At 54.7% G+C, this 24,062-nt stretch carries 20 protein-coding genes; 10 read left to right on the forward strand and 10 right to left on the reverse strand.

Annotation, left to right across the window (positions count from 1 at the left end; translation table 11 throughout):
• Positions 1–30 precede the first annotated feature (30 nt).
• Together U0026_RS15250 and U0026_RS15255 are read left to right on the forward strand one after the other, a co-directional pair.
• A complete protein-coding gene (locus tag U0026_RS15250) occupies positions 31–1,233 on the forward strand; it encodes an MFS transporter (protein ID WP_062775017.1) in 1,203 nt (400 codons plus the stop codon).
• Entirely contained in the window at positions 1,233–2,045 is an 813-nt protein-coding gene (locus U0026_RS15255; protein ID WP_062775016.1) for a Cof-type HAD-IIB family hydrolase, read from the forward strand. The genes U0026_RS15250 and U0026_RS15255 overlap by 1 nt, the downstream gene beginning before the upstream one ends.
• Before the next feature lie 93 nt (positions 2,046–2,138).
• Here U0026_RS15255 and U0026_RS15260 read toward each other — a convergent pair whose 3' ends face one another.
• Positions 2,139–3,374, reverse strand: a complete 1,236-nt coding sequence (locus U0026_RS15260) for an MFS transporter (RefSeq protein ID WP_062775014.1) — start codon at positions 3,372–3,374, stop codon at positions 2,139–2,141.
• A gap of 273 nt (positions 3,375–3,647) precedes the next feature.
• Between U0026_RS15260 and ybjG the strand changes: the two genes are divergently transcribed.
• Together ybjG and deoR are read left to right on the forward strand one after the other, a co-directional pair.
• Positions 3,648–4,256, forward strand: coding sequence for an undecaprenyl-diphosphate phosphatase (gene ybjG / locus U0026_RS15265; RefSeq protein WP_062775012.1), 609 nt, complete (start codon positions 3,648–3,650; stop codon positions 4,254–4,256).
• A gap of 70 nt (positions 4,257–4,326) precedes the next feature.
• Entirely contained in the window at positions 4,327–5,085 is a 759-nt protein-coding gene (gene deoR / locus U0026_RS15270) for a DNA-binding transcriptional repressor DeoR (RefSeq protein WP_062775011.1), read from the forward strand.
• Between the two features lie 4 nt (positions 5,086–5,089).
• Here the strand turns inward: deoR and dacC are convergent, their stop codons facing one another.
• Positions 5,090–6,292, reverse strand: a complete 1,203-nt coding sequence (dacC, locus tag U0026_RS15275) for a serine-type D-Ala-D-Ala carboxypeptidase (RefSeq protein WP_062775078.1) — start codon at positions 6,290–6,292, stop codon at positions 5,090–5,092.
• 233 nt (positions 6,293–6,525) lie between these two features.
• On the opposite strand from dacC, the gene U0026_RS15280 reads away from it, so the two are divergent.
• A complete protein-coding gene (locus tag U0026_RS15280) occupies positions 6,526–7,146 on the forward strand; it encodes a glutathione S-transferase family protein (protein WP_062775009.1) in 621 nt (206 codons plus the stop codon).
• Between the two features lie 5 nt (positions 7,147–7,151).
• Here U0026_RS15280 and U0026_RS15285 read toward each other — a convergent pair whose 3' ends face one another.
• Positions 7,152–8,162 (reverse strand): LacI family DNA-binding transcriptional regulator, encoded by a 1,011-nt coding sequence (locus tag U0026_RS15285; protein WP_062775007.1) that lies wholly within the window; start codon positions 8,160–8,162, stop codon positions 7,152–7,154.
• A gap of 144 nt (positions 8,163–8,306) precedes the next feature.
• Here U0026_RS15285 and U0026_RS15290 point away from each other — a divergent pair, with 144 nt between their 5' ends.
• Complete coding sequence (locus U0026_RS15290) at positions 8,307–9,386, forward strand: glycoside hydrolase 5 family protein (RefSeq protein ID WP_062775005.1); 1,080 nt, start codon at positions 8,307–8,309, stop codon at positions 9,384–9,386.
• Between the two features lie 25 nt (positions 9,387–9,411).
• Positions 9,412–10,698 carry an ABC transporter substrate-binding protein gene (locus tag U0026_RS15295; RefSeq protein WP_062775003.1) on the forward strand — a complete coding sequence of 429 codons (1,287 nt, stop codon included), beginning with the start codon at positions 9,412–9,414 and terminating at the stop codon, positions 10,696–10,698.
• Positions 10,699–10,747: 49 nt separating this feature from the next.
• On the opposite strand, the gene U0026_RS15300 is transcribed toward U0026_RS15295, so the two are convergent.
• Positions 10,748–12,796: a beta-galactosidase gene (locus U0026_RS15300; RefSeq protein ID WP_062775001.1), complete on the reverse strand. Its 2,049-nt coding sequence runs from the start codon at positions 12,794–12,796 to the stop codon at positions 10,748–10,750.
• Positions 12,797–13,027: 231 nt separating this feature from the next.
• Between U0026_RS15300 and U0026_RS15305 the strand changes: the two genes are divergently transcribed.
• Positions 13,028–14,110, forward strand: a complete 1,083-nt coding sequence (locus tag U0026_RS15305; RefSeq protein WP_062774999.1) for a LacI family DNA-binding transcriptional regulator — start codon at positions 13,028–13,030, stop codon at positions 14,108–14,110.
• Between the two features lie 254 nt (positions 14,111–14,364).
• Complete coding sequence (locus U0026_RS15310) at positions 14,365–15,606, forward strand: oligosaccharide MFS transporter (protein WP_062774997.1); 1,242 nt, start codon at positions 14,365–14,367, stop codon at positions 15,604–15,606.
• A gap of 30 nt (positions 15,607–15,636) precedes the next feature.
• Here U0026_RS15310 and U0026_RS15315 read toward each other — a convergent pair whose 3' ends face one another.
• Complete coding sequence (locus U0026_RS15315) at positions 15,637–16,020, reverse strand: biofilm formation regulator BssR (RefSeq protein ID WP_062774995.1); 384 nt, start codon at positions 16,018–16,020, stop codon at positions 15,637–15,639.
• 219 nt (positions 16,021–16,239) lie between these two features.
• Between U0026_RS15315 and rimO the strand changes: the two genes are divergently transcribed.
• The gene (rimO, locus tag U0026_RS15320; RefSeq protein ID WP_062774993.1) at positions 16,240–17,553 is read left to right on the forward strand and encodes a 30S ribosomal protein S12 methylthiotransferase RimO; all 1,314 of its coding nucleotides are present in this window, start codon (positions 16,240–16,242) and stop codon (positions 17,551–17,553) included.
• 132 nt (positions 17,554–17,685) lie between these two features.
• Here rimO and gsiD read toward each other — a convergent pair whose 3' ends face one another.
• Genes gsiD through iaaA form a run of 5 tightly spaced genes read right to left on the reverse strand, consistent with a single transcriptional unit; the run spans position 17,686 to position 23,954 of the window.
• Positions 17,686–18,597, reverse strand: a complete 912-nt coding sequence (gsiD, locus tag U0026_RS15325; RefSeq protein WP_073971128.1) for a glutathione ABC transporter permease GsiD — start codon at positions 18,595–18,597, stop codon at positions 17,686–17,688.
• A 1-nt stretch (position 18,598) separates the two neighbouring features.
• Entirely contained in the window at positions 18,599–19,519 is a 921-nt protein-coding gene (gsiC, locus tag U0026_RS15330) for a glutathione ABC transporter permease GsiC (protein WP_062774990.1), read from the reverse strand.
• 52 nt (positions 19,520–19,571) lie between these two features.
• Positions 19,572–21,110, reverse strand: a complete 1,539-nt coding sequence (gene gsiB, locus U0026_RS15335) for a glutathione ABC transporter substrate-binding protein GsiB (RefSeq protein ID WP_062774987.1) — start codon at positions 21,108–21,110, stop codon at positions 19,572–19,574.
• Positions 21,111–21,141: 31 nt separating this feature from the next.
• Positions 21,142–23,001 (reverse strand): glutathione ABC transporter ATP-binding protein GsiA, encoded by a 1,860-nt coding sequence (gsiA, locus tag U0026_RS15340; protein ID WP_062774986.1) that lies wholly within the window; start codon positions 22,999–23,001, stop codon positions 21,142–21,144.
• Between the two features lie 11 nt (positions 23,002–23,012).
• On the reverse strand, positions 23,013–23,954 hold the full coding sequence (iaaA, locus tag U0026_RS15345; RefSeq protein ID WP_062774984.1) for a beta-aspartyl-peptidase: 942 nt from the start codon (positions 23,952–23,954) through the stop codon (positions 23,013–23,015).
• Positions 23,955–24,062 lie beyond the last annotated feature (108 nt).

The raw sequence follows: 24,062 nt of genomic DNA on the forward strand, positions 1-24,062 counted from the left end.
TCTGCATACTTTCCGACCCGATGCGAATGGATGACAACGTTAACCTCCCGTAAAGCCCTGCAACTGCGGATGTGGGCACTCTTCATGTTCTTCTTTTTACCCGGTTTATTAATGGCTTCCTGGGCCACACGTACGCCTGCGATCCGCGATATTTTGTCTGTATCCACGGCTGAAATGGGTATCGTCCTGTTTGGCCTGTCGATTGGTTCGATGAGCGGCATCCTTTGTTCCGCCTTTTTTGTGAAACGATTCGGTACCCGCACGGTTATCCGCACCACCATGTCGTGCGCTATCTTCGGGATGATGATTCTGAGCCTGGCGCTGCATCTCAGTTCTGCATGGGTCTTTGCGATAGGGCTGGCGATATTCGGTGCTAGCTTCGGTTCGGCCGAAGTGGCGATTAACGTTGAAGGCGCAGCCGTTGAGCGCGAGATGAAAAAAACCGTCCTGCCGATGATGCACGGCTTCTATAGCTTAGGAACGCTGGTCGGCGCAGGCGTCGGTATGGCGGTCACGGCCTTCGGTTTACCTGCCGTGTGGCACATTATGGTCGCGGGATTAGTGGGTATTGCCCCAATTTTCATCGCTATCAAAGCCATTCCGGATGGAACCGGTCGTAACGAAGCGGAAGACGCACACCACCAGGAAAAAGGCGTGCCGTTCTGGCGCGACATGCAGCTAATGCTGATTGGCGTGGTAGTACTGGCGATGGCCTTTGCGGAGGGTTCCGCCAATGACTGGCTGCCGCTGCTGATGGTTGACGGCCACGGTTTCAGCCCAACATCAGGCTCGCTGATTTACGCAGGCTTCACGCTGGGCATGACCGTCGGACGCTTCACTGGCGGCTGGTTTATTGATCGCTATAGCCGCGTCACCGTGGTTCGCGCCAGTGCGCTAATGGGCGCATTAGGCATTGCCTTAATTATCTTTGTCGACAGCCCGTGGGTTGCTGGGGTGTCGGTTATCCTGTGGGGTCTTGGCGCATCGCTTGGTTTCCCGCTGACCATTTCTGCCGCCAGCGATACCGGCCCGGATGCGCCTACCCGCGTCAGCGTGGTCGCAACAACCGGCTATCTGGCATTCCTCGTAGGCCCCCCGCTGCTCGGCTTCCTCGGCGAACATTACGGCCTGCGTAGCGCAATGCTTGCCGTACTGGCGCTGGTTCTGATTGCCGCTCTGGTGGCGAAAGCGGTGGCCAAACCCGAGCCCCGCGTTGTAATGGAGAGTCACTGATGGGCGTTAAACTGATCGCTGTCGACATGGACGGCACATTCCTGAACGATAAAAAGACCTATAACCGCGAGCGCTTTCGTCAGCAATACGCACAGATGAAAGCACAGCAGATCCACTTTGTGGTCGCCAGCGGTAACCAGTATTACCAGCTTGCTTCTTTCTTCCCGGAGATAGTCGAGGAGATTGCATTCGTGGCGGAAAACGGCGGCTGGGTGCGAGATGCGGGCGAAGATGTCTATAACTGTTCGATGCCACGCGAACACTTTCATCAAATTGTTGATTTCCTGCAAACCCGCCCGGAGATTGAGATTATTGCCTGCGGCAAAGCCAGCGCCTATACGCTGAAAAGCTACGATCAGCGCTTCCACGATATCGCTGTGCATTACTACCATCGCATGGAACTGGTGGACAATTTCGACAATATTAATGACACCATTTTGAAATTCGCGTTGAATATTCCAGACGAAAAAGTGCCAGAAATGCAGGCGACGCTGGATGCGAAACTCGGTCATTTGCTCACTGCGGTCACCACCGGTCATGGCAGTATCGACCTGATTATTCCAGGCGTTCACAAGGCCAACGGTCTGCGTTTATTGCAGGAACGCTGGGGAGTGAATGATGATGAAGTCGTGGCCTTTGGCGACAGCGGCAATGATATTGAGATGGTGAAACAGGCCGGATACGGCTTTGCGATGGCTAACGCTGCCGACGCGGTGAAAGCCGTCGCCGGTTATCATGCGCCGCATAATAATGAAGAAGGCGTGCTGGAGATGATTGATAAGGCGTTGAAGGGCGAAGCGCCGTTTGCCTGAACCCGGTGGTCCCGGCGGCGCTGCGCTTGGCCGGGCTACCGGTCGATATCGTTTTGTAGCCCGGCCAAGCGCAGTGCCGCCGGGAACTTCCGCTTATTCCGGCTGTAAGCCGCTGCCAACCGTTTTATCCCGCAGGAACATCACCATCAGCACCAGCCACAGCACGCCGCCCGCCAGATTAAACAGGCTAAACAAGCCAATACCGCCCATCTGATAGCTATGTTTGCTAAGTTCAATACCCACGGTAAAGATCAGCATCTGCAACATCCCCATGGCGGCGGAAACCGTCCCTTTACTCATATCACTGGCAAACAGCGTCAAACGCACCAGCCCGGCGTTGGCAAGGCCAATACCAAAGGCGTAGAAACTTAACCCTGCGGTCATCCACAAATAAGCATGTGATGACACCACCGTGGCCGCCGCCGCGAGGATCAGGCCAAACATAATCGGGTAACCACCGGCGATAATCAGCGCGCGTACCGTACGGCGGGAGGTCAGTCGTGCCAGCACCAGGTTACCGAGAATCAAAGCGCCAAAAATGGGCACCTGCAACAAACCATATTCATAGCTGCTGGCATTTTCACCGCTAATAATAATCACCGGCGATTGGGCAATCCACGCCAGTAGCGGCAGGCTGACAAATCCCGTCGCCAGTGCACCGGCAACAAAGCGCCCGTTTTTCAGCACTTCACGGTAGTCTTGCCCCAGCGTCTTTAATGACAGCTTTTCGCCAAGACGGGTCGCCGTTTCAGGCATCGCCTTAAACAACCCAACGTAAGCAATCGCTGCCAGCACCGCAAACAGGACAAACATACTTTCCCAGCGGGCGAGATGGATCCACGCGGCCCCAACCAATGGCCCTAACAGCGGAGCAATCAGCGCCACGTTTGCCATTAGCGCCGTTATTTTGATACAGGTCGCCTCATCGAACGACTCCTGAATCGCTGCGTAACCCACCGCACCGATAAAGCACAGGCTCACCCCCTGTAAAAAACGCAGGAAGGTAAACTGCTCAATATTTTGCACCATCAGCGTGGCAAGGCACGTCACGATAAACCAGATAACACCGGTCAGCATTACCGGGCGACGCCCGATACGATCCGACAGCGGCCCTAGCAGCCATTGCAGGAACATGCCGCCCGCCAGATACGCGGTCATCGAGGTCGGAACCCACTCGTCACCGGCATTAAATTCTTTAACGACCGCGAGCATCCCCGGCTGAATCATATCGTTGGCGATATAGGTGGAAAACTCATACAGCACGAGGCAAAGCGGGAATAGAATCGCTTTGCGCCCCAAGCGTTTCCGGGAAGAAGAGGAAGTATCCATTTATCTCGCATCCATAATAAAAACGCGCAAGTTTAATCAATGCACGGTAGTGGTGATAGTTAATTATCACGCAGCTTTACGATTTCGCACAAATTGATGTTGTTAAGATTCGTTTAAGGTTACGCGCGTTATACTCAACGCCAATTATTGCGCCGCCTTAATTTCCAGACACTTGTACGCCGGTAACAGGATTCAGACAATACCGCTTTACCGTCCAGGATTGGTTTTTTAAGGTGACTGTCATAAAACCTTCATCTTTGAAGCCGGGACGTTATGCTGGAAAATCTCAATAACACGCTGTTTTTGCTTATCAACGCCACCCCAGCCTCAGCGCAGTGGCAAATTTCTCTGGCGACTTTTATTGCCAAAGATCTGATTCTCATTGTTCCGCTGTTGGCGGCGGCCATGTGGTTATGGGGTGAACGCCGACAGGTTCACGCTCAGCGTCATCTGGTGGTTAAAGTCGCGCTGGCTATCGCCGTGAGCCTGACTATTTCCTGGACGATGGGTCAGCTATACCCCCATGAACGCCCCTTTGCGGCGAATATCGGCTACAACTTCCTGCATCATGCGGCGGATAATTCGTTCCCAAGCGATCACGGCACGGTGATATTCACCTTCGCCCTGGCTTTCCTGTTCTGGCATCGCGTATGGTCCGGCCTGGCGCTGATGGCTGTCGGTATCGCCATCGCCTGGTCTCGTGTCTATCTGGGCGTACACTGGCCGATGGATATGCTCGGCGGTTTCCTGTGTGGTCTGGTGGGCTGCATGGTGGCGCAATTGCTGTGGCAATTTATCGGTGCTCCCGTTTATCCGCGACTGCAACAAATTCACCGTCTGGTTTTCTCTGTGCCAATTCGCAAGGGCTGGGTGCGTGACTAGCCCCGCGCTCGCAGGTAAAATACCATGTTGACCCCGGAATCCTCTCTGGGGCATTTCGGCTAGAGGCACTATGGAAACACGACGCGACGAGCGAATGGGTCAACTGATCCAGGCACTAAAACGTAGCGATAAGCTGCATTTGAAAGAAGCGGCGGCGCTGCTCGGCGTTTCCGAAATGACGATTCGTCGCGATCTTAACAGCGAAAGCGGACCCGTTGTGTTGCTGGGCGGCTACGTGGTGCTGGAGCCGCGCAGCGTTCCTCACTATTTGTTAAGCGATCAGAAAACGCGTCTGGTGGATGAAAAGAAGCTAGCAGCGCGGCACGCGGCGAAGCTGTTAAAAGCACATCAGATGGCGTTCTTTGACTGCGGAACCACCACGCCATGGATTATCGATGCGATTGATAACGAGCTGCCCTTCACCGCAGTCTGCTATTCGCTCAATACTTTCCTCGCGCTGCAAGAAAAACCCCACTGCCGACCGATTTTGTGCGGCGGCGAATTCCACGCCAGCAATGCTATTTTCAAACCGATCAGTGAGCAGGATACGCTCTCACACCTGTGCCCGGACATTGCTTACTATTCCGCAGCGGGTATCGATATTGAGATGGGGGCAACCTGCTTTAATCTTGAGGAACTGCCGGTGAAGCACTGGGCAATGCGCCAGTCGCGCTACCACGTGTTGGTGGCCGATCACAGTAAATTTGGCAAAGTGCGCCCGGCCCGCATGGGTGATTTAACACGTTTTGATGTGATCGCCAGCGACACCTGCCCGGATGACGAGCTGGTGGCACTGGCCAAACAGCAGCAAATTTCACTGCTGTATTAAGCGATTACGAGAACCAGCTGCCGAACCACTGGTGGAACTTCATCAGCACGAAGTCCATCATACGGCTCACGAACCCGCCCTCTTCGACCGCTTCCATCACGATAAGCGGGCGCTGTTCGATGGTTTTGTCGTTCAGTTTAAAGTCGATAGTACCGACCACCTGTCCTTTGGTCAGCGGCGCGGTGAGCTGCGGCTGGGTTAAGGTGTAGCTGGCCTTCAGATTCTTCAACTGCCCTTTCGGGATCGTCACCGAACCCGCTTCCCCGGCGCCCAGCTTCACTTCGCTGGAATCACCGTACCACACGCGTTGGCTGATAAAGGTGGCATCCGGTTTGATCGGGGTCACGGTTTCATAGAAACGGAAGCCCCAGGTCAGCAATTTTTCCGACTCGTTAAAACGCACCCGGTCGCTTTTGGTGCCCAGCACGACCGCAATCAGGCGCATATCACCCTGCGTTGCCGACGACACCAGGTTATAGCCCGCTCCCGCCGTGGTGCCGGTTTTCACGCCGTCAACATTCAGGTTAGAACTCCACAGCAGACGGTTGCGGTTTGGCTGGCGAATGTTGTTGAAGGTGAATTCTTTCTCTTTATGTACCGCGTACTCTTCCGGAACATCATGGATCATCGCTTTGGTCAGCAATGCCATGTCACGCGCGGTGCTGAACTGCCCTGGCGCATCCAGACCGTGAACGGTTTTGAAAGTGGTGTTAGTCAGGCCAATTTTCTGCGCGTAGCCGTTCATCAGGCTAACGAAGGAATCCTGGCTACCGGCAACGTAATCTGCAATCGCGATGCTGGCATCATTACCGGACTGAATAATCACCCCTTTATTGAGGTTCTCAACCGAGACCTGCTCGCCAGGCTTCAGGAACATCACCGATGAGCCACGCAGTGCCGGGTTGCCGGTTGCCCAGGCATCGCGCCCGATGGTAACCATATCAGGCAGCTTAATTTTTCCCGCTTTCAACGCCTGGCCGACGACATAGCTGGTCATGATTTTTGTCAGACTTGCCGGGTCGAGTTTCTCGTCGGCGTTGCCTTCAGCCAGTACCTTGCCGCTGGCATAATCCATTAAAATAAATGCCCGCGCTTCAATCGCTGGAGCGTCAGGGAGTTGTTCCGCCGCCTGCACCGTAGGTGCAACCACGAGTAAAAGCGCTGAGCCCGCTAAAAGGCTCCGAAAGGCGTTAGCATTACACATCATAAAGACCACCCAAGTATCCATTCCCAAAAACACGCCACTACAGTAACCGTACTGCATCAGGCGGTGAGTAATAGCGTAGAAACTCTCTCAAAGAAACAGTGAGTTGGTAAAGTTTTTTAAGTTTACGCAAGATCCTTATCTTGTGCCTAAAACCTGACATTTTTTTTGACAGTGATTGCGTAATTGTTAAGTTTCGCTCACATTTAATCTCCGCTAATAAAACTGGAGTGGCTATGGTTACGCTGTGGGGACGCAATAACTCAACGAATGTGAAAAAGGTACGCTGGACGCTAGCAGAACTTGGGCTGCCTTATGAGCAGATTATGGCGGGTCAGGGATTTGGTGTGAATCACGATGCAGACTATTTGGCACTGAACCCCAACGGTCTGGTACCGATGCTCAAAGACGGCGATGACGTACTGTGGGAATCGAACTCCATCGTGCGCTATCTGGCGGCGCAATATGGTGCAGACACGCTGTGGCAGGCGAGCCCCATTCAGCGCGCAAAAAGCGAGAAATGGATGGACTGGGCTAATGAAACGCTCTCCCCCACCCACCGTAAAATTCTGATTGGGCTGGTAAGAACGCCGGCAGAAAAACGCAACATGGCCGAGATTGAAGCGGCAATTGTTGCCTGCGAACCGCTACTGGAAATTCTCGATAACACCCTGGCGCAACAGACCTGGCTTTCCGAAGAGCAATTCGGCGTGGGAGATATTGCGGCTGCGCCGTTTGTTTATAACCTGCTGGAAACGGTCAAAACCTGGCAGCCACGCCCACATCTGGCCCGCTGGTATCAGCAGTTGGCCGATCGTCCGGCCTTCCGCGACGTGGTGATGATCCCGGTGACGTAATCTCTTCAGGTGTGTTGGCTGCTGCCACGCACCTGCAATTTCCCGACCATCCTGATATGCGCCGAGACATCGTCACCATCGCATAAGTAACTCACCGCCATCCGCCCCAGTTCGTTATAAGCCAGCTGTACGCTGGTGAGCGCAGGCGTTAACTGATGCGCAATCCGCTGGTCATCATAGCCGCACACCAACACCTGTTGCGGAATCGAAATATTCAGCGTTGCCAGCGCCTGATAGCAGCCAAGCGTCATCCAATCGCTGGCGCAGAAAATGGCCTGCGGCGGCTGCGGCAGGCGCATTAATTCAAGCGTGGCATTAAACGTCGCATCCAAAGACCAATCGGTCTGTTTAATCAGCGCCTCATCAACGGTAATTCCCGCATGGGCGAGCGTTTGTCGATAGCCTTCCAGACGCAGCACGCTGGCATCCATCCACTCATCACCCATGATATGAGCAATACGCGTCACGCCTTGCGCGAGCAGATGATTCACTATCTGGCAAGCGTTAGCCCGGTCATCCGGCAGGAAGGTCGGCAGTAGCGGTCGATTGGGATCGTACTGGTTTAGCAACACCACCGGCTTTTTCAGCAAAGGCTCAAACGCGGAGAAATCAAACGCACGGGTAACCGGGCTTGCCAGAATAACGCCCGCGCACTGGCGTCTTTCAAGCTGGCGCAGGATCTGCTCTGCCAGCTGCATGTCATCGCCGTAATCGTAAACGCTCAGCAGCATGTCTCGCTGCCAGGCGGTACTGCTGGCTTCGCTAATGGCGTCGGTAAAAGGGTCATAATTCGGCATACCGCCGAGCAACAAGGCGATCTCTTCCTGCCCTTCCGGGCGGTGAGGCACGATGATTTTCTGGTAACCGAGCGCAGTCGCAGCGGCATAGACCCGCTCGCGCGTTGCATCGCTAAGACGAATGGCACGGCTATTATTCAGCACCAGAGAGACCGTCGCCTGAGAAACACCGGCTTCCCTGGCGATATCACTCATCGTTATCTTATTTTTTTTCGGCATGTTTGCTCCTTGTCGCCGCCGACTATAGCACAGATATCCCACGTTTTTTTTGTGAACAACCCTGCATATTCACTGCATCAGGATTGCGTATCTCTCAGTAGATAATAAATATTAGCTAATAATTATTAGCAACGGAGACAAGAGATGCACTCACAGTGGAGCAAAGCGCAGGCGCAGGACTGGTATCAACAACACGGCTGGGCTTGCGGCTTTAACTATTTACCGCGTAGCGCCGTAAACTGGACGGAAATGTGGCAGGCGGAAACATTCGACGTCGCCACCATCGACGAAGAGTTGGGCTGGGCGCATGAGTACGGCTACAACGCCCTGCGCACCAATTTGCCGTTTATCGTCTGGGAAGCTGACCGGGAGGGTCTGCTGGCGCGCATTAATACCTTCCTGACGCTGGCGGAAAAACACCAGATTCAGGTCATGTTAACGCTGATGGACGATTGCGGTTTTTCCGGCGATGAACCTTATCTTGGACCGCAAAAACCACCGCGCGATGGTGTACACAATAGCCAGGCAGCAGCTAGCCCAGGCCGGGCCATCGTCATGAACCCGGCCGAGTGGCCGCGCGTTGAAGCCTACGTCCGCGACGTGATGACCCGCTTTAAAGACGATTCGCGTATTAGCATCTGGGATCTCTACAACGAGCCGGGCAACCGCGGAATCAACCTGTCTCCGACAGAATCCATGGAATATGACGAAGCGCTCGAGTCCTTCGTGCTGGAGCTGATGATTGCCACCTTTGGCTGGGCGCGAGAGGTGGGCGTAAGCCAGCCGTTGACCGTCGGTGCCTGGCATATCGACCACCAGCAATACGGCACGCTGGAGCACCCTATCGACGTCGCCGCGCTCGAACTTTCCGACATTATTAGCTACCACAATTACAACACCGCCGCCCGCCAGTTAGGCGTTCTGGAGAATCTAATCCAGCGTAATCGCCCGGTGCTGTGTACCGAATGGTTGGCCCGCCATATGGATTGTGGATTCAGCGAGCAGCTCCCGCTATTTAGCGCCTTTGATACCGGTTGCTACCAGTGGGGCCTGGTTAAGGGCAAAACACAGACCTGGATCCCATGGACCAGCGTTAACAAGGATCACCCCGCTCCGCAGTCACTCTGGTTCCATGACGTTTTGACGCCAGAAGGCAAGCCGTGGTGTGAGCAGGAAATGCAGTTGGTGAAAAGCCTGACCGACTACCGTCAGCGTCACCGCTAATTGTTATGACACGGAGGATTCATCCATGAAAAAGTCGATTTTGTTCCTGCTTGCCTGTTGCAGTTTCGGTGCGATGCCCATCGCGCACAGCGCCGATCAGGTGGAACTCCGTTTTGCCTGGTGGGGCGGTAAAGCGCGCAACCAGGCAACCTTAAAGGCGCTGGAAGCCTTTGAGGCCAAATACCCGAATATCAAAGTGAAGGCCGAGTATACCGGCTGGGACGGTTTTTACTCGCGCCTGACCACGCAAATCAACAGCAATACCGAAGCCGATGTGATGCAGACCAACTGGAACTGGCTGACGCTGCTGTCAAAAAGCGGTGACGGTTTTTATGACCTGAACCAGCTCAGCAAGCCGATTGGCCTCGACCAGTTCTCACCCACCGCGCTTGCCAGCACCACCGTGAATGGCAAAGTCAACGCCATCCCGGTGTCCGCCAATGTGATGCTGTTTTATTACAATGCCGCAACGTGGAAAAAAGCAGGCGTAGCGCTGCCAAAAACCTGGGATGATTTGTTAAAAGCCGGGCCGGTGTTTAAAGAGAAACTGGGGGATAACTATTTCCCGCTGATCCTCACCGAGCAGGATTCGCTGTTGCTGCTCAACTCCTACGTGTACCAGGGCAACCAAAAACCGATGGTCGACGAGAAGACCCGCAAGCTTGGCTGGAATCATGCCGATCTGGTTGAAGCATTTACCTTCTATCGCAAATTGGTCGATGCCCACGCGGTACCGGATGCCAGAACCATAGCGTCGTTTGGCAAAGGCGTGGCTTATGAAATGAAGCCGTGGATTAACGGTGAATGGGCCGGGATTTATAACTGGAACGTGCTCTACCCCGCCGAGTCACAGAATCTGCAAAACCCGTCAGATTTAGTGATGGGTGACTATCCGATGCGTAAAGGGGCAAAGGACGCAGGCCAATTTAATAAAACCGCGCTGATGTTTTCGATCAGTAAAAATACCCGACATCCTCAGGAAGCCGCGAAGCTGATTAACTTCCTGATGAGCGAAAAAGAAGGCGTAGTACCGGTGGCAATGGAACGAGGTGTGCCGCTGAGTCGAGCCGGAGAGCAGATTCTGCGTGATGCCGGACAACTCAAAGATAGCGACCCGGTACTCGCCGGGCTGATGCAATCGGCTGCGTTGCCGAATAAATCGAAGACGCTGCCTTATCTGGAAGACCCGCAGTTTATCGCACTGTTTGTTGCTGCATTACAAAATATTGATTATGGCAAGGCCACTATCGATGAGGCCGCTACGAAATTTGAGGAGCAGTCCAACCGTATTCTGCGCCGCATTATGCGTTAATCGAGCCGATTTCAGAGGGGGAGCCTGCTCCCCCTCTGAAACCCGGATATTAGAGCGCCCGTGTCAACACCTCACAGCCCCACGCCGCCAGCGTGAGCGAGTTTTTCACCTTCTCACCCGATACCGCATTATGGAAAGTGTCTGCCAGCGAGATTGTTTGCTCGCTGTCGGTATAGTTCTGTACGAACACCCACTCCCACTCACCGTCTGAACGACGGGTCGTCACTACTCCCGTCGGCAGCGCCGCCTCCAGCGCTCGCGGCAGTTTTAAGGCGCCCACCAGCAGGCGGGTAAATTCCTGATGGAAAGCGTCATCATTACGCGATGCTACATAAAACGCTTTCCCTTTGCCCACGCGATGCTGCGTCAGCGCCGGGTAGCCGGCATAAAAGTCATCGCTATAGCAGGCCAGCACTTCCGCGCCTTCCGGGTGGATCACCTCGTACAATTCGCGGGCACGCCAGCTGCCCCGCAAGCCGCTGTCAGGCAGCGCTTCAACACCCTGACTTTGCTCGTCGGTCAGGCTATCAATCTCTTCGGCCCATACGCCGAGCAGCGGTCGTAACGGCCCCGGGAATCCGCCGAGGTGACAAAGATCGGTCTCATTCACAATCCCCGACCAATAGGTTGCCACAAAATAGCCGCCTGCTCGTACAAAGGCCTCAGCCCGCTCGGCAAAACCGGCGCGCACCATGTAGAGCATGGGGGCAATAACCAGCGCATAATCCGTCAGGTCGCTATCGGCATTGATAATATCGACCGCAATTCCCTGTTCCCAGAAGGGACGGTAGTGATCGACCACCGTTTGTTCATAGTGCATACCGCAGTTGCGCGGTCCCGCCGCATCGTTTACCGCCCAGCGGCTCTCCCAGTCGAAGATAATCGCCACTTTCGCCTGCGTTTTCGTGCCTACGACCGGACTTAACGCCGCGAGCATTTCCCCCATCCGGCTCACTTCTCGCCCGGTTCGCGTATTGAGATGGCCGACATGATCAACCACCGCGCCGTGAAACTTCTCAACGCCACCCCGGCTTTTTCGCCACTGGAAATATTGCACCGCATCGGCACCGTGGGCGACGGCCTGCAACGAGGAGAGAATGTGCATCCCCGGTTTTTTCAGTTTGCTGGTCGGCTGCCAACTGGTCTGGCTCGGCGTCGACTCCATCAACACGAACGGCTTGCCCTTAAGGGTACGCATCAGATCATGGTACATCGCGGTTTTACAGGCCACCGCACGCTCGTCTTCCTGCTTATGCCACATGGGGTAGCTATCCCAACTGACAAAATCGACCACGTCTTTAAGCTGCCAGTAATCGTAATCGTTGAAGTACCACATGAAGTTGGTGGTTGCCGGAAGCTCTGGACGTTCGGCTTTCAGCGGCGCAACTTCCGTTTGATAGAACGCTTTAACCTGCGAAGTCACAAAACGTCGCCAGTCCAGGTTCAGCGCGTGATTCGACATCTCGCCCTGCGGCGCGGGGGATTCAATTTGCGACCAATCGCTATAGGTGTGGCTCCAAAAGCCCGTCCACCAGGCATGGTTCAGCGCATCCAGCGTTGGATAGCGCGTCTGAAGCCAGAGGCGGAAATCCTGCTGGCAATGGTCACAGTGACATTCACCGCCGTATTCATTGCTAATATGCCAGCCCAGCACCGCCGGATGGTGAGCGTAGCGCTGCGCCAGCTTTTGATTAATCAGCGTCACTTTTTCTTTATAGACCGGCGATGAAAGGCAGTGGTTGTGACGCCCGCCATGCAGCGCTTTTACCCTGGCCGCGCTGACGCGCAGAGACTCAGGATAGCGTGCCGCCAGCCATGCGGGTTTCGCACCGCTAGGCGTGGACAGGAAAACGGAAATCCCGCCCGCATGGAGTTTATCCAGCACGGTATCCATCCACGCAAAGTTGAACTGCCCCTCGGTAGACTCCAGCGCCGACCAACTGAATATGCCCACCGACATAATGTTACAGCCAGCCTGCTGCATCATGTCGATATCCTGCTCCAGAATCCCCGGCACGTGTAGCCACTGCTCCGGATTGTAATCTGCGCCATGCAGAAGCCACGGCGCAGCGGGGTTTAACGGCAGATGCTTATCCATGTCGGTTCCCTCATGTCACATAAAGACAAAAAATGTTATTCGTTCACAATAACGCTTTTCTACGCGCCCGGCCCCCCTCTGTGCAACCCAGGTCGCCAGGAAATGTGATCGTTCCCGCGTTTTAAACGGTTGATCGGCCGATTTGTCCTTACTCTTGCTCCCACGCTTGCTTAAGTGACACGTCCAACAAATCACTCGGGTATACTGAGACAAATTTTTGATGGGGCGAGTATGAAAACCAAAGCAGCAACTCTCGCGGATGTGGCGCGCCACGCCAATGTGTCTTACCAGACGGTCTCCCGCGTTCTCAACAATTCAGCCAATGTTTCCGCAAAAACGCGCAAGAAGATTGAGCTGGCCATTGCCGAACTGAAGTACGTCCCTAACCGTGTTGCCCAGCAACTGGTGGGGAAAGAGAGCAAAACGCTGGGGCTGGTTACCACCTCGCTGGCGCTGCATGCCCCGTCACAAATCGCCGCGGCGGTGAAGAAATATGCCAGTGAGCAGGGCTATCAGGTGCTGATTTCGATGATTGATGACGGTAGCGACAGCAGCATTCAGTACGCCATCAACGAGCTTAAATCCCAGCGCGTTGAACGCATGATTATCAACGCCCCGCTCGAAACGCCGGTGGCGGAAAGCCTGGTCGATGAGAACCCGGACGTGGAGTGCCTGTTCCTCGACGTTGACCCCTACAGCTCGGTGTTCAACGTTACCTTTAACCCAGCCGAGGGTGCGCGGGCCAGCGTGAAGTACCTGTACGATTTAGGCCATCGCCAGTTTTGTCTGCTCTCCGGCCCGGAGGACTCGGTACCTGCCCGTCTGCGTTTGAACACCTGGCGCGACACTCTCGCCTCCTACCAGCTAACCCCGCTGACGGTGCACCACGGACAGTGGGATGCGCAAAGCGGCTACCTGGCAACGCTGCAAATGCTACGCGAAACCCCGCAGACCACCGCTTTGTTGATCGCCAATGACCAGATGGCGCTGGGCGCACTCAGCGCTCTGCACCAGCACAAGCGCAAGATCCCACAGGACATTTCGCTGATTGGCTATGACGATACCTATGAGAGTGCTTTCTTCGAACCGGCATTGACTACAGTAGCTATAGATTTTGATTTACAAGGGAAAATGGCCGTCCAGCAGCTATTACAATCCGCAGAATCACCGCTGGCGTCACGCGCATCGACCATCCTGCCTAGCCGTCTGGTCATCCGTAACTCGGCAGGGCCGCTGCATAACCCCGAAACCGATCTCCAAAGTATCGCCGAACAGCTGCGTACTCTGGCGGATAAATTGACGCCAAAAATCTAAAAAGTCATACGCTCGCATAAATGATTAAGTGATCGCCATCGCTAATCGAGGCTAAACAGCCTATGCATTCGTGAAGCCAATCACAATTAAACGCCATAGGCATTGCGAGCCGATGGCGTTCAGATGTCAGATTAAAACAGAAATTGTTAACGTATGACATTTTTAAAACGAGACATACAAAAACAATATTCAGTGGGCGCATCACCGTTGTGGTGTGCCAGGGGGATGGTCTGATTTTTGATGAGGATGTGGCGATGCTACTACCCGGCAAGCGTAATTATATTCTGCTCAGCATTTTCGATTTTCTGTATCTTTTCGCCTGGTCAGCAACCATGGCGTTCTTCGTTATCTGGACCACACAACATTTAGGGATCAGCGCGACGCAAACCGGGCTACTTTATGCCATCAACGCCTTTATCGCGCTGCTGATGCAGCCGTTCTTTGGGTTTATCTCCGATAAATTTGGCCTGAAAAAACAACTCATCTGGATAATCGTCGCCCTGCTGCTGCCGGTCGGCCCGTTCTTTATCTACGTCTACGCTCCGCTGCTGGTACACAGCTTCTGGCTCGGCGCGATACTCGGCGGGATTTACCTTGGTATTATCTTTAATTCCGGCTGCGGTGTTATTGACTCTTATATCGACAAAATCTCGCGCCGCTACAGCTTTGAGTATGGCCGCGTGCGGATGTGGGGCTCGCTGGGCTGGGCGGCGGCGGCGTGGATCGTCGGTAAATATATCGACACGCTGCCTAACCTCTCCTTCTGGCTTGCCAGCTGTGCGATTGTGGCGGCGGCGCTGTGCTTTATGATGACCAAAATCGAGCTAACCGACGCGGAAATTCAAAAGACCAACTCGCTGAAAGCCGTCCACGCGCTGGAGTTGGCAAAAAACGGTCAGTTCTGGATGCTGCTCATTTTCACCTTGTTCGTCACGCAGATTTACGACACCTACGATCAGCAGTTCGCCCAGTATTTCTCCATGCAGTTCCCGACTAAAGAGGAAGGTAACCATTGGTACGGTATTCTCGCCTCCGTACAGGTATGCGGCGAAACGTTGTTCCTGTGCTTAATGCCGTGGTTTGTGAACCGCACCGGGGCAAAATGGGCGCTGGTGATTGCCGGAACCATTATGTCTGTGCGTATCGCAGGCTCAGCGATTCAACTGGGGCCAGTGTGGATTGCGGCGGTGAAAATGCTTCACGCTATTGAAAAACCACTGATTCTGGTATCGGTCTTTAAGTTCATCTCCGCTAACTTTGATAACAAACTGCTGTCGACGGTCTATCTGCTGGTGCTGTTCGTGGCATCCATCGCCACCGCTATTTATTCACCCATTGCCGGTTATCTGTATGACACCATCGGCTTTGCTGACACTTACCTGATTCTGGGCTCAATTGCTGGCTTTTTCACCCTTGTCTCGGTCTTTACACTCCGGGATGCACGGGTGGACAAACCCGTCATAGCACAACCGCAGGGGTCAACTCTCGCAGGATAAAATGGCTGGGGGACACTCGTCCCCCAGGTTTCAGGCGTGCGTCATGGACGACTCAGCATCCAGATTGCAGATGCTTTTGGTGAGCACCATCAGGCAGCGATCGAGCATATCAACATTTACTGCAATATAAGACGGGCAGTCGTAGCGCCCGCTCATCAAACAGACCGCAGCAGAAGCCATCGCCTCGCCCGCCTGTCGTATCATTTCCAGTTCATCAGGCAAGCAACACCGCTTAAGCAGTGCCGTATGCGCCCGTAATTCACGACACAAATCGAGCAGGTTAGTACGCAGATGATCGTTTTCACCGACTGACATATACCCCTTTGCCTTTCTTAACTGCAAATAAGCATCAAGGTCATTTCGCGCGTTGATGAGTTGCCCCATCAGCTTGCTTTTCAGTTTGCTTTCCATCATGCATTTACCTCCCTTGCCACCCATTGGCTTTATCATTATGAGATTACTTAACGTACAGGATGCTGCGCGATATCAATAAATCACCATTGGAAACAATTTTAACATTACAACAACCCGCGCAAATGGCGGCGGGCGGGCAAAGTAGCAGTAGAGAGTCGACGTAAAGCCGTGTAGAATCGCCCGGTTTTTCTTTTCTGTTTACTTTGTGAGCGTACTAGCATGCAACAACCGCGAATTGGATTCGTCTCCCTCGGCTGCCCAAAAAACCTGGTGGATTCTGAACGTATCCTGACCGAACTGCGTACTGAAGGTTATGACGTAGTGCCAACTTACGATGACGCCGATATGGTCATCGTCAATACCTGTGGCTTTATCGACAGCGCAGTTCAGGAATCCCTGGAAGCCATCGGTGAAGCACTAAAAGAAAACGGCAAGGTGATTGTGACCGGCTGCCTGGGGGCCAAAGAAGATCAAATTCGCGAAGTGCACCCAAAGGTACTGGAAATCACCGGCCCACACAGCTACGAGCAGGTACTGGAGCACGTCCACCACTACGCGCCGAAACCACAGCACAACCCGTTCCTGAGCCTGGTACCGGAACAGGGCGTGAAGCTGACGCCACGTCATTACGCCTATCTGAAAATTTCCGAAGGCTGTAACCACCGCTGCGCGTTCTGCATCATTCCGTCTATGCGTGGCGATCTGGTCAGCCGTCCGATTGGCGAAGTGCTGGCAGAAGCCAAGCGTCTGGTCGACGCAGGCGTGAAAGAGATCCTGGTGATTTCTCAGGACACCTCAGCTTACGGCGTTGACGTCAAACACCGCACCGGTTTCCACAACGGCGAGCCGGTGAAAACCAGCATGGAAAGCCTGTGCGAACAGCTGGCAAAGCTGGGCGTGTGGGTGCGTCTGCACTACGTTTATCCGTATCCGCACGTAGACAACGTCATCCCGCTGATGGCGGAAGGCAAAATCCTGCCGTATCTGGATATCCCAATGCAGCACGCCAGCCCGCGTATTCTCAAACTGATGAAACGTCCGGGTTCCGTTGACCGCCAACTGGCGCGCATCAAACAGTGGCGTGAAATCTGCCCAGAGCTGACTCTGCGCTCCACGTTTATCGTTGGCTTCCCGGGTGAAACGGAAGAAGACTTCCAGATGCTGCTTGACTTCCTCAAAGAAGCCCGCCTCGACCGCGTTGGCTGCTTCCAGTACAGCCCGGTTGACGGCGCATCGGCAAACGATCTGCCGGATCAGGTGCCTGATGAAATTAAAGAAGAACGCTGGAACCGCTTCATGCAGTTGCAACAGCAGATCTCTGCTGAACGTCTGCAAGAAAAAGTGGGCCGTGAGATTCTGGTCATGATCGACGAAGTGGACGAAGAAGGCGCGATTGGCCGCAGCATGGCCGATGCGCCTGAAATCGACGGCGCGGTGTACCTGAACGGCGAAACCCAGGTGAAACCAGGTGACGTTGTACGCGTGAAGGTTGAAAACGCCGACGAGTATGACCTGTGGGGTAGCCGAGTTTAACGGCAACTCATAAAAGTAGCGCCATCGGGCAGTAATACACAGATTGCCGGATGGCGGCAAAATGCCTTATCCGGCCTACAACTGTTTCTGAGCTGTAGGCCGGATAAGCGTAGCGCCATCAGGCAACATCCCCTACCCTTTCAGCTTAGGATCCAGCGCATCGCGCAGTCCATCTCCCAGCAGGTTAAACGCCAGCACCGTCAGAAAAATGGCCAGCGCCGGGAAGAGTGCCACGTGTGGCGCAATCACCATATCCGCACGCGCTTCATTAAGCATCGCCCCCCACTCCGGTGTAGGCGGTTGTGCGCCAAGTCCCAGGAACGACAGGCTGGCGGCGGAGATTATCGACACACCAATACGCATGGTGAAATAGACCACAATGGATGACACCGTGCCGGGCAGAATATGCTGGAACACAATGACGCTGTCGCTGGCACCGATACTGCGCGCAGATTCAATAAAGGTCTGCTGTTTGAGCACCAGCGTGTTGCCGCGTACCAGACGCGCGAACGCGGGAATGGAGAAAATCGCCACGGCGATAATCACGTTGGTCATGCCGCTGCCCATAATCGCCACCACCGCAATCGCCAGTAGAATGCCGGGGAAGGCAAACAGCACGTCGCAAATACGCATGATGATGCGATCCCACCAGCCTTCGTAGTAACCCGCCAAAAGCCCCAGCACCGTGCCGATAACGGAGCCAATCAGCACCGCAAATACACCGGCAGTTAACGAAATTTGCGCGCCAACCAGCACCCGACTGAAAATATCCCGGCCCAATGAATCGACACCAAACCAATGCATCAAAGACGGGCCTTCGTTCAGACGGTCATAGTCAAAGTAGTTTTCCGCATCAAACGGCGCTATCCAAGGCGCAACCACCGCCACGACGATCAACAGCAACACGAAAATGCCCGAGGCCATGGCGATCGGTTGCTGGCGAAAACGCCGCCAGAACTCGCGCCACGGCGTGCGTTTTTCACCTGTTTTCATCACCGGCATGGCATTGAGTACCGCCTGTCGACGCCAATTAAATAATCGCACGTTATTTGTACCTGATAGCCGGATTAATGGCGGCATAGAGCACATCCACCACTAAATTAATAAGAATAAACTCCAGCGAAAACAGCAGAACTTCAGCCTGAATCACTGGATAATCACGCATCTCCACTGAATCAACCAGCAGACGTCCTAGCCCCGGCCAGTTAAAGACTTTCTCGACCACAATCGAACCGCCAAGCAGGAAGCCGAACTGTAACCCCATCATGGTGACGACGGGGATCATGGCGTTACGCAGCCCATGCTTGAGCACCACCACTTTCTCGCTCACTCCTTTGGCGCGAGCGGTACGCATGTAGTCTTCGTTCAGCACATCGACAAACGAGGCACGGGTAAAGCGCGCCATCACCGACGCCACCGCCGCCCCCAGCGTTATCGAGGGCAGAATATAATGCTGCCAGCTATCGGCACCCACGGTCGGCAACCAGCCAAGCTCAACGGAGAAGACCTGCATCAACAGCATCCCGAGCGCAAATGCCGGGAAGGAAATACCGGTCACCGCCAGCGCCATCCCCAGACGATCCGGCCAGCGATTTCGCCAGACGGCAGCAGCAATCCCCGCCCCCATACCGAACAACACTGCCCAGGCCATACTGGCAAGGGTTAACCATAAGGTCGGCAGAAAACGGCTGGCAATTTCTTCCGATACCGGACGGCGCGACACCATCGACGTACCAAAGTCGCCCTGCACCGCGTGGCTAATGTAATGCCAGAACTGCACGTACAGCGGTTGATCCAGGCCCAGCTGCTGACGCACCATCGCAATAACCTGCGCATCCGCTTCTGGCCCTGCAATTAACCGCGCCGGGTCGCCGGGCAGCATATGAACAAATAAAAACACCAGCACGGCCACGATAAACAGCGTGGGGATAAGGCCGAACAGGCGCTTGATAACATAGTTGAGCATGACTCTCCTTGCCGATATTACCCCGCGCCATCATGACGCGAGGTAACCTCACTTACTTCAAATCTGCATCATCAAAGCTAAAGCCGGTATCCGGCATAATGTAGAACCCGGACAACGACTTACTGTGCGCGGAAACCAGTTTTTCCACCACCAGTGGCACCCACGGTGACTCTTTCCAGAGCGTATCCTGCACTTCTTTATACAGTCGTGCTTTTTCCTTGCTATCAGTGGTTTGCAGCGCCGCGGTCAGATCTTTATCGACCTGCGGATTACCGTAGAAGGCGGTGTTAAATTGGGTTGGCGGCCAGTTTGAGGAGGCAAACAGCGGCGACAGTGCCCAGTCAGCTTCACCAGTCGACGCCGACCAACCGGTATAGAACATCCGCACTCCGCTCTCTTTTTGGCCCTTACCTTCCACTTCCGCCGCGCGCTGCCCGGCATCCATCGCCGTGACCTGTGCCTTAATGCCAATTTGCGCCAGTTGCTGCTGGGTAAATTGCAGGACTTTCTGCGCAGTGCTGTGGTTGTGTGATGACCACAGGGTGGTGCTAAAACCGTTCGGGTAACCGGCTTCTTTTAACAGTTCGCGCGCTTTAGCCGGGTCATATGGCCACGGCTGATACTGCTGCGAGTAGGCGATAGACGGCGGCACTACACCGGTGGCCGGAGTGGCATAGCCCGCAAAGGCCACTTTGACCAGCGCCTGACGGTTAATCGCATAGTTAATCGCTTCACGCACTTTCGGGTTATCGAACGGTTTTTGCGTCACGTTCATGCTGATGTAGCGCTGCATGATGGACGGGCTGGCAACCAGCTCAAGCTGGCTGTTTTTTGCAAGCAAAGCCGCCTGCTCGTAAGGAATTGGGAAGGCAAACTGTGCTTCACCGGTTTGTAACATCGCCGCACGAGTGTTGTTGTCGACTACCGGACGCCAGGTAATCGAATCGAGCTTCGGCAGCCCTTTTTGCCAGTAATTGGCAAATTTGCTGACCTTCACAAAGTCAGTCTGATTCCAGGTTTGCAGCTGGTACGGCCCGGTGCCCACCGGATGGAAGCCAATCTCGTTGCCGTATTTTTTCAGTGCCGCGGGCGAAATCATCGCCGTGGCCGGATGGGCAAGAATATTGATAAACGCCGAGAACGGCTGCTTTAAGGTGATTTTCACCGTATTCGCATCCACCGCTTCGGTCTTATCGATATTTTTGTACAGGTTATAGCGCTTGAGGTGGCTTTCCGGGTTGCTGGCACGATCGAGATTTATCTTCACCGCCTCAGCGTTGAAATCGGTGCCATCCTGGAATTTCACGCCCTGACGCAGCTTAACGGTATAGACTTTACCGTCGTCAGAAACGGTGTAGCTTTCCGCCAGCACGTTTTTCAGCTTCATCTCTTTATCTAGGCCAAACAGCCCCTGATAGAACGATTTCGCCACCGCCTGCGACAGCGTGTCGTTGGCGTCGTACGGGTCAAGAGTGGTGAAGTTAGATCCTACCGCCACCACCACATCTTTTGCGGCGAACGCGGGAGAGGCGGCAAGTGCTGACGCAACCCCCAAAGCAACCAGCCATTTACCTGAAATGCGTTGTGTCATGTTGTCCCCTGCTTGTCGTTTTGACGTTTTATTATCGATTTACTAGCGCACTGCTTGCCGGCTCGCGGGCGACAAAATGCCCCGGCGAGACCTGTTGCAAAGCTATCGGTTCGACGACTTCACCCCGTTTGTAGATATTCCCCGGCAGTTCGTCCGACAGCAATACACGCTGCGGGCGACGATGCGCAGGATCAGCAACCGGCACCGCGGCCAGAAGCTTGCGGGTATACGGATGCTGCGGGTTTTCAAAGATAGCGCGGCGCGAACCCATTTCCACAATCCGCCCGCGATACATCACCGCCACGCGGTGGCTAATGCGTTCCACCACTGCCATATCATGCGAAATAAACAGGAACGCAATGCCCATATCACGCTGCAAAGAGAGCAGCAGATTAATAATCTGCGCGCGAATCGACACGTCCAGCGCCGAGACGGACTCATCGGCAATCACGACTTTCGGCTCAAGTGCCAGCGCCCGCGCGATGCAAATACGCTGGCGCTGTCCGCCGGAAAACTCATGCGGGTAACGCCACGCGTGCTCAGGCAACAAGCCGACACGCTGTAATAACCACTCCACCCGCTGCTGTAGCGCCTCACCTTTCAGGACGCCGTGAATACGCAGCGGCTCCATAATCGAGAATCCCACCGTATGGCGCGGGTCAAGCGACGCGTAGGGATCCTGGAAGATGAACTGGATATCGCGGCGCAGCGGTTGCAGCTCGCGAGCATCAAGCGTATCAATGCGTTCACCGTTAAAGGTGATGGTGCCGCTCTGCGACTCAACCAACCGCAGCAACGCGCGTCCGGTGGTTGATTTGCCACAGCCCGACTCGCCCACCAGCGACAACGTCTCGCCCGGCCAGAGATCAAAACTGACGTTTTCCACCGCATGCACTTCACGGGTCACGCGGTTTAGCAGGCCACCGCGCAATGGAAAACGGGTAACCAGATCGCGTACCTGGAGAATGGGCTCCCCTGCCACGACGGTATTTTGTGGTTGAGGTTCAATCGTCGGAGCGTTCACATCCAAGAAGCTTTTCGGATAATCGCTACCGCGCATCGCGCCCAACCGAGGAACCGCTGCCAACAAGCGCTTGGTGTAAGGGTGCTGTGGGGCATTGAAGATATCCTCCACGCTGCCGGTTTCTACCGCTTCGCCTTGATGCATAACCAAAACCCGGTCAGCAATTTCCGCCACCACGCCCATATCGTGAGTGATGAAAATCACCCCCATCGACATCTCTTTTTGCAGCACGTCAATCAGCTGGAGAATTTGCGCCTGGATGGTGACATCCAGCGCGGTGGTCGGTTCGTCGGCAATCAGCACCGCCGGACGGCACGACAGCGCCATCGCAATCATGACACGTTGACGCATCCCGCCAGAGAGCTGATGCGGGTAACGCGAAAGCACCGTCTGCGCTTCAGGGATCCGCACCTTATCGAGCATTTTTTTCGCCTCGGCCAGCGCGTCTTCACGCCCCATGCCCTGATGCAAACGAATCGACTCGGCAATCTGCTCACCGATGGTAAACACCGGGTTAAGCGAGGTCATCGGCTCCTGAAAAATCATTGCCACATCCGCCCCGCGGATGCCACGCATCTGTGCAGGCGTCTGCGACCGCAGGTCAACCACCTCACGGTTACGCCGCCGCAGCAGCATATGGTCGCAGGAAACCTGTCCACGGGACTGTTCCAGCAGACGCATCAGCGCCAGTGCCGTCACCGATTTTCCCGAACCCGACTCGCCGACAATCGCCAGCGTCTCACCACGATTAAGCGTCAATGAGAGTTGATTGACGACGCGAACGGACTGTTTGTCCTGACGAAACGCCACATTCAGGTTCTGAAGACTCAGTACCTGCGAAGCGTCAAGTTCGGCGGAATGTGGCACGCTAACTCCTTCTATTCCCGGTAAATACCGATAGTTGGCGTATCGCCGGCATAGGCCCAGGCACGATACATTCCTTCGCTGTTAAACGGCAGCACCACATTACCTTCACGGTCGATGGCGATAAGCCCGCCGCTGCCGCCCAGCGCCGGGAGTTTTTCCATCACCACGCGCTCGCAGGCTTCGAACAAGCTGAGGTTACCGTACTCCATCAGCGCTGCAATATCGTAGGCCGCAAGCGTGCGGATAAACACCTCGCCGGTCCCGGTACACGAAACTGCGACGCTGGCGTTATTGGCATAGCATCCCGCCCCGACAAGCGGGCTGTCACCCACCCGGCCGGGCAATTTATTGGTCATCCCGCCGGTGGACGTTGCCGCCGCCAGGTTGCCGTTGATATCGCGCGCCACGGCCCCGACGGTGCCCATTTTCTGGCGTTCGTCGAGCGGTGAGGCGTCGTGGTCGAGAATAAACTCGCCGTTACTCCGCGCTTGCTGAAGTTGCTGAAAACGCGCGTCGGTGGAGAACAGGGAATTATTCACCAGTTCCATACCTTGCGCCTGAGCGAAGGCTTCTGCACCTTCACCAATCATCATCACATGCGGACTATTCTCCAGTACCGAACGGGCCGCCAGGATAGGATTACGCAGATGTTTCACGCCAGCGACAGCACCCGCTTCGAGCGAATGACCGTCCATGACGCAGGCATCCAGCTCATGCGTTTCGGCGGCGGTAAATACCGAACCGATGCCGGCATTAAACAGCGGACACTCCTCCAGCTGGCGTACCGCCTCGGTTACCGCGTCCAGTGCGCTGGCACCCTCTTCCAGCATTCGTTGAACACTTTCGACAATATCAGAAAGCGCCGTCACGTATTCGTGCTCTTTTTGCGCTGAAAGTTGATGACGACTTATTGCTCCGGCACCGCCGTGAATCGCAATGACTGCCTTGCCCATTTGTTATCCCTTACGTCATTTTATTTATAAATATCATTATAGTGACTCAGCTCCTATATCAATTTTGAATATAGAAAGAGCGTCCGGTGATGTAAAGCTACACCACAG

Origin of the sequence: Kluyvera intermedia (genome assembly GCF_034424175.1) — a bacterium.
GTDB classification, from domain to species: Bacteria; Pseudomonadota; Gammaproteobacteria; order Enterobacterales; family Enterobacteriaceae; genus Kluyvera; species Kluyvera intermedia.